13 protein-coding genes are annotated in these 11,434 nt (G+C 65.6%); 7 read left to right on the plus strand and 6 right to left on the minus strand.

Annotated features, from left to right (window positions below):
• Positions 1–43 precede the first annotated feature (43 nt).
• Together FHS96_RS07285 and FHS96_RS07290 are read left to right on the plus strand one after the other, a co-directional pair.
• Positions 44–1,333 carry an MFS transporter gene (locus FHS96_RS07285; RefSeq protein WP_429588806.1) on the plus strand — a complete coding sequence of 430 codons (1,290 nt, stop codon included), beginning with the start codon at positions 44–46 and terminating at the stop codon, positions 1,331–1,333.
• A 138-nt stretch (positions 1,334–1,471) separates the two neighbouring features.
• Positions 1,472–2,446 (plus strand): NAD(P)H-dependent flavin oxidoreductase, encoded by a 975-nt coding sequence (locus tag FHS96_RS07290; RefSeq protein WP_429589678.1) that lies wholly within the window; start codon positions 1,472–1,474, stop codon positions 2,444–2,446.
• Between the two features lie 24 nt (positions 2,447–2,470).
• Here FHS96_RS07290 and FHS96_RS07295 read toward each other — a convergent pair whose 3' ends face one another.
• Both FHS96_RS07295 and FHS96_RS07300 read right to left on the minus strand, forming a co-directional pair.
• Positions 2,471–2,938, minus strand: a complete 468-nt coding sequence (locus tag FHS96_RS07295) for a DUF1465 family protein (RefSeq protein ID WP_429588807.1) — start codon at positions 2,936–2,938, stop codon at positions 2,471–2,473.
• A 9-nt stretch (positions 2,939–2,947) separates the two neighbouring features.
• Positions 2,948–3,145, minus strand: coding sequence for a YdcH family protein (locus tag FHS96_RS07300; RefSeq protein ID WP_429588808.1), 198 nt, complete (start codon positions 3,143–3,145; stop codon positions 2,948–2,950).
• 145 nt (positions 3,146–3,290) lie between these two features.
• Here FHS96_RS07300 and FHS96_RS07305 point away from each other — a divergent pair, with 145 nt between their 5' ends.
• The gene (locus tag FHS96_RS07305) at positions 3,291–3,446 is read left to right on the plus strand and encodes a YdcH family protein (RefSeq protein ID WP_429588809.1); all 156 of its coding nucleotides are present in this window, start codon (positions 3,291–3,293) and stop codon (positions 3,444–3,446) included.
• 121 nt (positions 3,447–3,567) lie between these two features.
• On the opposite strand, the gene dksA is transcribed toward FHS96_RS07305, so the two are convergent.
• Positions 3,568–4,035, minus strand: coding sequence for an RNA polymerase-binding protein DksA (dksA, locus tag FHS96_RS07310; protein WP_429588810.1), 468 nt, complete (start codon positions 4,033–4,035; stop codon positions 3,568–3,570).
• Between the two features lie 234 nt (positions 4,036–4,269).
• Complete coding sequence (locus FHS96_RS07315) at positions 4,270–4,710, minus strand: host attachment family protein (protein WP_429588811.1); 441 nt, start codon at positions 4,708–4,710, stop codon at positions 4,270–4,272.
• Between the two features lie 98 nt (positions 4,711–4,808).
• On the opposite strand from FHS96_RS07315, the gene serS reads away from it, so the two are divergent.
• From serS to FHS96_RS07330, 3 genes are all read left to right on the plus strand, one after another.
• The gene (gene serS / locus FHS96_RS07320; protein WP_429588812.1) at positions 4,809–6,089 is read left to right on the plus strand and encodes a serine--tRNA ligase; all 1,281 of its coding nucleotides are present in this window, start codon (positions 4,809–4,811) and stop codon (positions 6,087–6,089) included.
• A 111-nt stretch (positions 6,090–6,200) separates the two neighbouring features.
• Positions 6,201–7,286 carry a peptidoglycan DD-metalloendopeptidase family protein gene (locus tag FHS96_RS07325; protein WP_429588813.1) on the plus strand — a complete coding sequence of 362 codons (1,086 nt, stop codon included), beginning with the start codon at positions 6,201–6,203 and terminating at the stop codon, positions 7,284–7,286.
• A 29-nt stretch (positions 7,287–7,315) separates the two neighbouring features.
• Positions 7,316–8,332 (plus strand): potassium channel family protein, encoded by a 1,017-nt coding sequence (locus FHS96_RS07330; protein ID WP_429588814.1) that lies wholly within the window; start codon positions 7,316–7,318, stop codon positions 8,330–8,332.
• A 103-nt stretch (positions 8,333–8,435) separates the two neighbouring features.
• Here the strand turns inward: FHS96_RS07330 and hflX are convergent, their stop codons facing one another.
• Together hflX and hfq are read right to left on the minus strand one after the other, a co-directional pair.
• Positions 8,436–9,734 (minus strand): GTPase HflX, encoded by a 1,299-nt coding sequence (gene hflX, locus FHS96_RS07335; protein WP_429588815.1) that lies wholly within the window; start codon positions 9,732–9,734, stop codon positions 8,436–8,438.
• Positions 9,731–10,219 (minus strand): RNA chaperone Hfq, encoded by a 489-nt coding sequence (hfq, locus tag FHS96_RS07340; protein ID WP_025292027.1) that lies wholly within the window; start codon positions 10,217–10,219, stop codon positions 9,731–9,733. Before hfq ends, hflX begins: the two co-directional genes overlap by 4 nt.
• Before the next feature lie 317 nt (positions 10,220–10,536).
• Between hfq and FHS96_RS07345 the strand changes: the two genes are divergently transcribed.
• Positions 10,537–11,418 carry a hypothetical protein gene (locus tag FHS96_RS07345; RefSeq protein ID WP_429588816.1) on the plus strand — a complete coding sequence of 294 codons (882 nt, stop codon included), beginning with the start codon at positions 10,537–10,539 and terminating at the stop codon, positions 11,416–11,418.
• Positions 11,419–11,434: the final 16 nt, after the last annotated feature.

Here is an 11,434-nt window from a genome sequence, read left to right on the forward strand (position 1 = left end):
ATGCAGCGCCGCTAAGCATCCCGGCGAGAACCAATCCCTTCCCATGAAGATGTCAGTCGGGCTGCTTGCCCACCGTCGTTTCCTGCCGCTGTTCGTCACCCAGATGCTGGGGGCCTTCAACGACAATCTCTTCAAGACGGCGATGGTGCTGCTCGCCACCTACAAGATTCTCGAAGACCCGCAGACGCAGACGCTGTTCAGCGCCGTCGCGACCGGCCTGTTCATCCTGCCCTTCTTCCTGCTGTCTGCGCTCTCCGGCCAGCTTGCCGACATGCGCGACAAGGCTGCGATCATCCGCATCGTGAAGACTGCGGAGCTCTTCATCATGCTGCTGGGCGCCGGCGGCCTGCTGCTGCATGAGACGCCGACGCTGGCGATCCCGATGATGCTGGCCGCGGTGCTCGCGATGGGCATCCACTCCACCTTCTTCGGCCCGATCAAATACGCGATCCTGCCGCAGCATCTGGAAAGTGACGAGGTGCTGGGTGGCACCGGGCTGGTCGAGGCCGGCACCTACCTCGCCATCCTCGGTGGCACGATCACCGCCGGCTTCGTGGCGGATGATCCGCGCATCACCGCGCTCCTCGTGCTGATCGTCGCCGGCATCGGATGGTTCAGCGGGCGGCAGGTACCGCCGGCACCGCCGGTCGGCGAGATCGAGAAGCTCGATTTCCACTTCATCCGCGCGTCGATCCGCCTCGTCTCCAACACCATGCACATCCCGCGGCTGTTCCTCGCGATCTGCTCGATCAGCTTTTTCTGGGCGATCGGCGCGGTGCTCATCGTGGAATTCCCGCCGCTGGTGAAGAATGTGCTGACGGCCGACGAGACCGTCGCCAGCGTGTTCCTTGCCATCTTCTCGGTCGGCGTCGCGATCGGCTCGGTGATCATCAATCGCATGCTCAAGGGGGAGGTTTCGGCGCGCTATTCCCCGGGATCGGTGATCGTGATGGGGCTGTTCGTCGTCCTGCTGTTCGCCGTGGCGAAGAGCTGGGCTGGGCTGCCCGAGGGGCAGCTCTATGATTGGCGCGGCTTCCTCGCGCACAGCGGGGCGCCGCTGATGATCGTCGCGCTTCTCGGCGTTGCGATCGCTGGCGGCATGTTCGTCGTGCCGCTCTATGCCTTCCTCACCACCACCGTCTCGAAGGCTGAGACCGCGCGCACCGTCGCCGCCAACAACATCGTCAATTCGGGCGCGATGGTGATCGGTTCGGTTTGCGCGATCCTGATGAGCATCTTCGGCCTGCCGCCCGCGGAGCAACTGCTCGTCGTGGCGGCGATGTGCATCGTTTCCGCCTGGCTCGGCTGGAAACTGCACTGCGCCTGCGATTGAATCCCAGAAAGATAGTCCCAAGGCGATTCGGGTGCCCGGCACTGCGCCGTTCTCCGTCCGGTACCGGCGGGGCCCGCCTGCCGTAGCGTCCGCTGCATGGCACTGGACAGCCCCTGCAAGCCGCCTATCACCGGTGACATGACCTTGCCTTCCCCGTTGTTCGATCGCCTCCGGCTGCCGGTCATCGGCTCGCCGATGTTCATCATCTCCACGCCCGATCTTGTGATCGCGCAGTGCAAGGCGGGAATCGTCGGCTCCTTTCCTGCGCTCAACGCCCGCCCGCAGACCATGCTCGACGAATGGCTGCATCGCATCACCGAGGAATTGTCGGCGTGGAACCGCGACAATCCCGATCGCCCGGCGGCACCCTTCGCAGTCAACCAGATCGTCCATCGCTCAAACGACCGGCTGGAGCAGGACCTGGCGACCTGCGCGCGCTGGCAGGTGCCGATCATCATCACGTCGCTCGGTGCACGCGAGGATCTGAACGCCGCGGTACATGGCTGGGGTGGGCTGACCCTGCATGACGTGATCGACGATCGTTTCGCACGCAAGGCGATCGAAAAGGGCGCGGACGGGCTCATCGCCGTCGCCGCGGGTGCGGGCGGGCATGCGGGCACGCTGTCCCCCTTCGCGCTGCTGCAGGAGATCCGGCAGTGGTTCGATGGGCCGCTGGCGCTATCGGGCGCGATCGCCACCGGCACCGCGATCCTCGCTGCACAGGCGGCGGGCGCCGACCTCGCTTATATCGGCTCCGCCTTCATCGCGACGGAAGAGGCCAACGCGGCCGCGGCCTACAAGCAGTCGATCGTCGACGGTCGCGCCGCGGACATCGTTTATACCGATCTCTTCACCGGCGTTCACGGCAACTATATCCGCGGCTCGATTGCCGCGGCGGGGCTCGATCCGGACAATCTGCCCAGCGGCGACATCCGGACGATGAACTTCGCCTCGGGGGGCAATCAGGAAGCCAAGGCCTGGCGCGATATCTGGGGTTCCGGCCAGGGGATCGGCGCGGTGGACGCGGTGGAAAGCATCGCGGCCCGGGTCGATCGGCTCGAAGCGGAATATCGCGCGGCCAAGGCCTCTCTGGATACACGCTTCCGGGGATAGCGCTGCCAGGCCGCACCGGCCCGTTCAAAAGGCCTGCTGCAAGCGCTCGATCAATCGCCGCGCGGGGCCGACCGACAGGCGGCGGCCATCATCCTCGTCATCGCCACGATCCAGCCGGCGGATGCGATCATGCAGATCGATGCTGGCGCCGATCAACATCTGCGCGGCGGTCGGCAGACGGCCAATGGCGCCGCCGTCCCCCGCTGACAGCTCGGCCAGCCGATGGCGCGCCGGATGGCAGGGTGCGGCATCCCGGTCCGCGGTCATCACATCCCGGCAGGTGACCAGCCAGGCGGAGATGTCGAGCAGCCGCGTACGGATGCGCAACGCCTCGCACGAAAAGATCACGCGATCGGCAGGATCCAGTCGCGCGCAATCGGCCCGTCCGTCATGATCGAAATAGCGGCTGGCGGCCTCTGCGAGCAGAGCTGCCTCACGGTCCAGTGCGTCGATCGGGGCGGCTTCTGGCCAGCGTCTGGTTTTCGATCCCATAGACGGAGCTCAGGCGATGATATCGGGCACAAGCTGATCCTCGAGCGCAGCGATTTCGTCGCGCAGCCGCAGCTTGCGCTTCTTCAGCCGTGCGAGCTGGATCTGGTCCGCCGCCGGATTCGCCATGAGCGCGGCAATCGCCGCATCGAGGTCACGATGCTCCACACGCAGCATGCCGATGCGCCGTCTGAGCTCCTGTTCATCCATCGCTTTGCACGCCCCGTCCTGCTCGCGATCACGTCATCGCCCATACGACCGCAACCCATCGAATCGATGTCTCCAACGAGGGAGACATCGCCATCGAATCATGTTCTACTTCTGTAGTCGTTCACAGCGAAGAGGGAGACGCTCAATGGAAAGCGCGCATTTTGCGGCACTTGAAGCGAAACATGCTGGATTGGACGCGCGACTCGCTGAAGAGCTGCGCCGGCCGGCCCCCGACAGTGCGGCGATAGCGTCGCTTAAAAAACAGAAACTCAGGATCAAGGAAGAGCTGATCGGTCACTGACCGTCCCCTTCCACCCCACGCGGACGGCCGGCAACACCGGCCGGCCGCAGTCGGAGCAACCCCTGCTCCATCCTCACGACCAGATCATGATCGCTCCGGACCAGGGGCTTGATCCTTTCATCTACTCGTCGCGCGACACCTTCTCGTTCCGCTCGTGGCGCTCCTGCGCCTCGACCGTCATCGTCGCGATTGGGCGGGCTTCAAGGCGTCCCAGCGAAATGGGTTCGCCGGTCACCTCACAATAGCCATATTCGCCTTCGTCAATCCGCCGCAGCGCCGCGTCAATCTTGGAGATCAGCTTGCGCTGCCGATCGCGCGTGCGGAGCTCGATCGACCAGTCCGTCTCGCTCGATGCGCGGTCGGTGATGTCCGCCTCACGCAATGAATCGGTCTGGAGCTGGGCAAGGGTGCCCTTGGCCTCCCGGAGGATGTTTTCCTTCCAGGAAATCAGCTTGTTTCTAAAATAGTTCTGCTGCCGTTCATTCATGAACGGCTCGTCCGCACTAGGACGATAATCGTCGGCTGCCCCACCGGCAGCATGGTCGCTGCCTTTGTCGCCGTCGTCAAACGTATCCACCGCAGTCGCCATAAAACTCTCCGCCCGAACGGCCCGCAGGTCGTAAGCGCCGCGAATTGCCAGCCCTGCGGCGCCTATAGACAGCCACCCGATCGCACACAAGCGACGCGATCATCTTGAAGTTTCGTCGAAAGCCGATCTGCGGCTGCCTCCCGGCCATCCCGCCTCTTCGAAGGCGCGGATAGCCGGAACAATGTTACGCAGGCATGAATTCGATAGGGCCCGCTTTGTTCTAGGGCGCGCGCGTCAAGCCGCCAGCAGGATCGCCTCGATCCGGTCCACCGGATGGCCGGTCAGATCCTTCGCAAGTTCGCCCTGCAGGCGCCGTTCGACCTCGACATGATAATTGCTGCGCAGCACCGCCAATGTCTTCGGGGGCGCCACGACGACCAGCGACTCGAAGCGGCCATCCAGCGCCCAACGCTTCAGCCGCTCGGCTGCATCCGCGGCGAACCGATCCTCCTCCTGCTGATGGAAGTCGGTTTCCTGCATCGTATCCCGGCTATGCCCCACGCTTGAAAGGGACGTGCCCGGCGCATCGCTCTTGATGTCGCGATCGGCGAGCAGTTCCTGCTCGTCCGCGCGAACGACCTCGAGGTTGAGATGCACCGCATCGCCTTCGTTGCGGAGGTACAGCGCCTTCCGCCCATCGGCGACGACAACATAGCAATCATGGGCAATCTGCATCAGCGACCTCCTTCTTCTTTCTGTGCGTGCCTGCCGATGAGAACGCGTCAGGGCGCTGCGGGGTTGCGTGGACGGAGCACGCCCGTCATAGGCGCGCCATGCACGACATCCGCATGATCCGTGAGAATCCGGCCGTTTTTGACGCGGCGCTTGCCCGCCGCGGGCTGGCTGCTGCCGCCGACGCGCTGCTTCAGCGCGACGAAGCGCATCGCAGCCTGCTGACCCAGGCGCAGACCGCTCAGGCACGGCGCAACGAAGCCTCGAAGCTCATCGGCCAGGCCAAGGCACGCAAGGATGAGGAGACCGCGGCATCGCTGATGGCCGAGGTCGGCGCGCTCAAGGAGGATCTGCCGCGAATCGAGGCCGCGGCTGCCGCTGAAGGCGAAGCGCTCTCCGCCGCCCTGGCAGCGCTGCCGAACCTGCCCGCGGACGAAGTCCCCGATGGGGCGGACGAAGCCGGCAATGTCGAGCAGTTCCGCTGGGGCACGCCGCGCGTGTTCGATTTCGCGCCGCGCGAACATGCCGATTTTGCGCCTGCGCTCGGCCTCGACTTCGAGGGTGCGGCGGCGATCTCGGGCACGCGCTTTGCCGCGCTGCGGGGGCCGATGGCGCGCCTCCACCGTGCGCTCGGCCAGTTCATGCTCGATCGGCAGACGGTCTCGAACCATTATGTCGAGGTCGCGCCGCCGCTGCTCGTGCGGGACGAGGCGATGTTCGGCACCGGCCAGCTTCCCAAATTCGCCGAGGATCTGTTCCGCACCACCGATGGCCGCTGGCTGATCCCCACTGCCGAGGTCAGCCTGACCAACCTGGTGCGCGAACGCATCCTCGACACCGCCGAACTGCCGCTGCGCTTCACCGCGCTCACCCAATGTTTCCGCTCGGAAGCGGGTTCTGCCGGGCGCGACACGCGCGGGCTGATCCGCCAGCACCAGTTCGAGAAGGTCGAGCTGGTCGCGATCTGCACCCCCGAGCAATCCGCCGCCGAGCATGAGCATATGCTCGCCGCCGCCGAAGGCATATTGCAGGCGCTCGAACTACCCTATCGCCGCATGCTGCTATGCTCCGGCGACATGGGCTTTTCGGCACGCAAGACCTTCGATCTCGAAGTCTGGCTGCCGGGCCAGCAGGCCTATCGCGAGATCAGCAGCGTTTCCAACTGCGGCGATTTCCAGGCGCGGCGGATGAATGCACGCTATCGTCCCGAGGGAGAGAAAGGCACGCGCTTCCTCCACACGCTCAATGGTTCGGGACTTGCGGTGGGGCGCACGCTCGTCGCCGTGCTGGAAAACTATCAACAGGCCGATGGCAGCGTCACCGTGCCGGCGGTGCTCATCCCTTATATGGGTGGAATCGACCGGCTTTCGCCTGCGGCATGACCTCCGCGTTTGACCGGCGGCCTCGGGTTGGCAATGGTGCTCGCCGGGCGGCGCCCTCGCGCTGACGGTCAGGGAAGGCGGATGCGATCGAAGCGCGGCGATAACAGGCGCATGCGAACCTTCAGTGGCCACCTGCCCCGCGTCGCTTTGCTCCTCGCCTGCGGCGCTGTGCTCGCCGGTTGCATTCCGCAGGGCCGTGCCCCCGCTCCCGCCGCGCCGCCCGCGCCGCAACCCGACAATCGTCCGCCGGCCACCGAATCCGTGCAGCTGCCACCGCAGCCGCCCTCCGCCGCAGAGCCGAGCTGGGAAGCGCAGCGCGTCGTCGCCGATGCGCGCACGATCCCGGCCGGCAGCTACCGCGTCGTCGCGGGAGACACGCTGCGCGCGATCGCGATCAAGACCGGCGCCGGCTCCGAAGCCATTGCCCGCGCCAACCGGCTGGAGCCGCCCTTCCTGATCCGTCCGGGACAGCGGCTGCGCATACCCGCTGGTCGCTATCACCGTGTCCGCGAAGGGCAGACGGGCATTGCGATTGCGCTCGCCTATCATGTCGACTGGAATCGGATCATCGATCTCAACGCGCTGGAGCCGCCTTATGCGCTGCGCACCGGCATGTTGCTGGCGCTGCCCGACAATGCCGAGGTCGCCGCGATGAGCATGGAGGAGCGCGCAGCCGCCTTCTCGATCGACATAGGCGACATCGCCACCGGTGCCGAACCCGCAACTTCCGAGGATGAACCGCCACCGCCGCCGCCCGCGCGCAGCCCCTCTGTCGCGGTTCCCTCGACAAGGCCGGTCGCCGAGCCCGGCCGGTTCAACGGCCGCTTCGAATGGCCGCTGACCGGGCGGATCCTGACCCGCTTCGGGCCCGGTGCCGGCGGGCGTATCAACCAGGGCATCAAGATCGCAACGACCCGCGGCGCGCCGATCCGTGCGGCGGCGAACGGCGTCGTCGCCTATGCCGGTGCCGAGATCGCCATCTATGGCGGGCTCGTGCTGATCCGCCACGGCGACGGCTGGATCACCGCCTATGGCCATGCCGAGCGCATTGCTGTGGTGCGCGGGCAGGCGGTGAAGCGTGGGGACGTGATCGGCTATGCCGGAGAGACCGGGTCGGCGCGCGAACCGCAGCTCCATTTCGAGATCCGCCACAATCGCACGCCCGTCGATCCGCTGCGTGAACTGCCCAGGCAATGATCCGTCGGCATCGCCTGAGCGTCGATCAGATGAAGCCGCTCAGGCGCCGTTCGGACATACCGATCTGGCTGGCGCTCGGCTGGCGCGCGGCTGCGGTGCTGGGGCTGATCGGCATCGTGCTGACCGTGCACTGGTTCGATCGCGGCGGCCTCAAGGACAATGTCGACGGCGCGATCAGCTTCGGCGACGTACTCTATTTCACGATGATCACGGTCACCACCGTGGGCTTCGGCGATATCGTCCCGGTGACCGATCGGGCGCGGATGTTCGACACCTTCGTCGTCACCCCGATCCGCGTCTTCATCTGGCTCATCTTCCTGGGAACCGCTTATGATTTCGTCCTCAAACGCACGTGGGAGCGATGGCGCATGGCCATGATCCAGCGCAACCTGAACGATCATGTGATCGTTGCCGGTTATGGTTCGAGCGGCGCTGAGGCCGTGCGCGAACTGATCGCGCGTGGCACGCCAGCCGAACAGATCGTCGTCATCGACTCGCGCGCCGACCGCATCCACCACGCCGAACTCGTCGGCTGTTCGGTGCTGGAGGCGGATGCGACGCGGGACATCACCTTGCAGGCCGCGAAGGTCGAGCGGGCCCGGGGCATGATCATCTCCGCCGGGCGCGACGACACCTCGATCCTGATCCTGCTGACCGCGCGACATCTCGCGCCGCAACTGCCGATCAGCATCGCCGTGCGCAACGAGGACAATGAGCTGCCGGCTCGGCAGGCGGGCGCGAACATCGTCATCAACCCGGCAAGCTTCGCGGGCCTGTTGCTCGCCGGATCGACGCACGGCGCGCACATCGCCGAGTATATGGCCGATCTTGCCGCGGCGAACGGCCGCGTCCAGCTCAACGAGCGCGAGGCGACTGCCAACGACATCGGCCGCCCGCTGCGCGCGATCGGCACCGGTCTTGGCGTGCGCCTTTATCGGCGCGGGCTGCCGATCGGTTTCTGGGAGCCCGGTGCGCAGGCCGTGGAAGCCGGCGACATGATCGTGGAGATCGTCGCCGGAGACGATCAGGAGATCAGACGGGGTTGAGCCCTTCTCCCCTCCCGCTTGCGGGAAATGGTGAGGGGGCGCCTGGCAACAGTGGGTGCATCGATACTTTCCTCCCGGAGCAAAGCTGGGGGAGGAAAAGCGCTCACGCCTCTCGTGACTGGAATCGCGCCCAGTCCGCTTCGGACAGCCGCACGTCGAGATGGATCGTCTCGCCATCCGCGTCCTGCGTCAGCACTTCACCATGCGCGTGGAGCCAGGCGGCGGCGGCGCCATCGGCGATCGGCAGATCGATGTGGCGTACGCGGCTGGTGGACGTCAGGCGCGTCGACATCATCCGACGCAGCGCCTCGACACCCTCGCCCGTCTGCGCCGAGATCAGTGCGACGTCGTCGCGCCGCGCGGCTTCGGCTTCCAGCGCCGCCTGCGCCTCCGGATCGAGCAGATCCACCTTGTTCCACGCCTCAATCCGCGGCGCGGCACCCTCGCCGCTCACGCCGATCTCGGCGAGCACCTGCTCGACGTCGGCGGCCTGCGCGTCGCTGTCGGGATGCGCGATGTCGCGGACATGGACGATCAGGTCAGCGGAGGTGACCTCCTCCAGCGTCGCCCGGAACGCCGCGACCAGTTGCGTCGGCAGATCCGAAACGAACCCCACGGTGTCTGAGAGGATCGCCTTATCGAGCCCCGGCAGCGTGATTTGCCGCATCGTCGGATCCAGCGTGGCGAACAGCAGATCCTCCGCCATCACCCCCGCGCCGGTCAGCCTGTTGAACAGGGTCGACTTGCCGGCATTGGTATAGCCGACCAGCCCGACCACCGGCCATGGCGCCCGCCGGCGCCGCTCGCGGTGCAACCCGCGCGTGCGGCTGACCTGCTCCAGTTCGCGCCGGAGCTTGGCCATCCGGTCACGGATCATCCGCCGGTCGGCCTCGATCTGCGTTTCACCCGGGCCGCCGAGGAAGCCGAAGCCGCCGCGCTGGCGCTCAAGGTGGGTCCAGCTGCGCACAAGGCGGCCGGCCTGATAGTCGAGATGCGCGAGTTCCACCTGCAACCGCCCTTCGGCGGTCGCGGCGCGTTCGCCGAAAATCTCGAGGATCAGACCCGTGCGGTCGATGACCTTGGTCTTGAGTTCCTCTTCCAGGTTGCGCTGCTGGACGGGCGTGACCGCACCGTCGACGACGACGAGTTCGGCCTCGTGCGCTCGGGCAACCGTTGCGAGCGCCTCGACCTGACCGGCCCCGAACAAGGTCGCGGGCCGCGGCTGGCGCACGCGGTAGGCGATACGGTCGACCACATCGATGCCGATCGCCTCCGCAAGCCCGGCCGCCTCTTCGAGGCGCGCCTCGACGTCGCGGTCACCGCCCTTCCCCATGTCGGGATAGGCGACGACCGCTTTCGCGCCGCGGCGGAACTCGTCTTCTTCGCGTCTAAAGCCGCTCAATCTTCGTCCTGATCCGTCTCGCCTGCCAGGTTCAGCGGATGTGCCGGCTGAACCGTGGAAACCGCGTGCTTGTAGACCAGTTGCGCCATGCCGTCACGCTGCAGCAGCATGCAGAACAGGTCATAGGCCACGATCGCGCCCTGCAGCATGACGCCGTTGACGAGGAACATCGTCACCGGATCGCCCGAGCGACGGACGGCGTTGAGGAAGATCTCCTGGAGAAGCTGTGCCTTGCGCTCATTTTCCGCGAAGGCCTTCTCGATGGGCGCCAGATCCAGCGGATGCGCCGGCATCACCGTCGAAATCGCATGCTTGTAGATCAGCTGCGACTGACCGTCGCGCCTGAGCAGCACCGAGAAATTGTCGAACCAGGTGATGATACCCTGCAGTTTCACGCCCTTTACCAGAAACATCGTCACCGGTGTCTTGGATTTGCGCAGGGTGTTGAGGAAAATATCCTGAAGGTTGTTGATCTTGTCGGCCATATTTAGCTCCGATTGTTGGCAGGTCGTGGCCTGCAATCGCCGCCTTGTTCGAACGGACGTCGTCAGCCCCCGCGCGGTTCGCGGGTGCAGCATGAATGTAGAGGATAGGGCTCAGGATTCAACGAAGGAATTCGCTCCGCAATGGTTGGTTGCGGCGAACCGGGCTTGAACCGCCGGCGCGGTCAGGGTTTATCGCTATCGGGGACATGCGAGCCGGGGGGTATCGCTACATGACATATCAGCATGAATTCGGCGGATATTATGAGGAGCCGGAGGGCCCGGCCCCGTGGCAGTTGCTGCTCGCGATCGCGGCAGGCATGATCGTCACGATCGCCGCCACTCTGCTGCTGTTGCGGAGTGAAAGCGCCCAGCCGCTCGTTCTGCTGGGCGGCGTCCTTGGCCTCGGCACCGCCATATGGGTGCTGCTGCGCATGGTCCTGCTGCGTCATGCGCCGATCGGCTGGACGATCGCCGCATTCGCGCTGATCGGCCCGACCTCGCTCGGCGTCGGGCTCATTCATTTCGCCATGGAGGGCCTCGCGATGCAGCGGGACGTTCGGGCGGTTGCCGCCATCGCCCTCGCCGCCACGCCGGACGGCGATCCCAAGGCGGATGTGAAGCTGCCGGCACCGAACGGCCCGATGTCACGCATGACCAGGAAGCTCTATCAAGCCCTGCTTGCCAATCAGCGCCACTATCTCGACGCCGTCGATCAATCCGGCCTCAACGATCTCGGCTCCCCGGCGGCGGTTTCACCAAAGGGCTCGACGATCGATCATTGTGAGCGCCTTACCGAGCTCGAAGCGGCATTCGCACGGCACGGCGAGAGCAACGCGCGCCTTGTCGCGTCGATACGCAACGATCCCGAACTGACCAATATTCCGCCGCGGCTGCGCCCCGACTTTCTGAGCGGCCTGGCGACAGGGATCAGCCAGGCCTCGCCCAGCGTGAACGAGATTTCGAAGCTTGAGGGCGAGCTGATCAGGAACTGGAAAAGCGTCTGCGATGTGCTGGCGCGTCGTCGGTGGTCCAGCAAGGGCGGGCAGTTCATGTTCCTGAATGAAGCCGACTATAACGAGTTCAATCGCCTCACCCGATCCATCGATGCCGCTGCCAACACGCAGCAGGCCCTGCAACGCCAGCAGCAGCAAGGCATGCGGCAAGAATTCCAGAAGATGGTGAGCATGAAAGTCTTCTGATCGCTGTCAGGGCGCG

It is taken from the genome of Sphingomonas zeicaulis (assembly GCF_050433225.1).
Classification (GTDB): domain Bacteria; phylum Pseudomonadota; class Alphaproteobacteria; order Sphingomonadales; family Sphingomonadaceae; genus Sphingomonas_D; species Sphingomonas_D zeicaulis.

Excerpts from the sequence above, each read along its gene's own strand:
- FHS96_RS07285 (WP_429588806.1), top strand. The coding sequence starts at position 44 with ATGAAGATGTCAGTCGGGCTGCTTGCCCACCGTCGTTTCCTGCCGCTG.
- FHS96_RS07290 (WP_429589678.1), top strand. The coding sequence starts at position 1,472 with ATGACCTTGCCTTCCCCGTTGTTCGATCGCCTCCGGCTGCCGGTCATC.
- FHS96_RS07295 (WP_429588807.1), bottom strand. The coding sequence starts at position 2,938 with ATGGGATCGAAAACCAGACGCTGGCCAGAAGCCGCCCCGATCGACGCA.
- FHS96_RS07300 (WP_429588808.1), bottom strand. The coding sequence starts at position 3,145 with ATGGATGAACAGGAGCTCAGACGGCGCATCGGCATGCTGCGTGTGGAG.
- FHS96_RS07305 (WP_429588809.1), top strand. The coding sequence starts at position 3,291 with ATGGAAAGCGCGCATTTTGCGGCACTTGAAGCGAAACATGCTGGATTG.
- dksA (WP_429588810.1), bottom strand. The coding sequence starts at position 4,035 with ATGGCGACTGCGGTGGATACGTTTGACGACGGCGACAAAGGCAGCGAC.
- FHS96_RS07315 (WP_429588811.1), bottom strand. The coding sequence starts at position 4,710 with ATGCAGATTGCCCATGATTGCTATGTTGTCGTCGCCGATGGGCGGAAG.
- serS (WP_429588812.1), top strand. The coding sequence starts at position 4,809 with ATGCACGACATCCGCATGATCCGTGAGAATCCGGCCGTTTTTGACGCG.
- FHS96_RS07325 (WP_429588813.1), top strand. The coding sequence starts at position 6,201 with ATGCGAACCTTCAGTGGCCACCTGCCCCGCGTCGCTTTGCTCCTCGCC.
- FHS96_RS07330 (WP_429588814.1), top strand. The coding sequence starts at position 7,316 with ATGAAGCCGCTCAGGCGCCGTTCGGACATACCGATCTGGCTGGCGCTC.
- hfq (WP_025292027.1), bottom strand. The coding sequence starts at position 10,219 with ATGGCCGACAAGATCAACAACCTTCAGGATATTTTCCTCAACACCCTG.
- FHS96_RS07345 (WP_429588816.1), top strand. The coding sequence starts at position 10,537 with ATGATCGTCACGATCGCCGCCACTCTGCTGCTGTTGCGGAGTGAAAGC.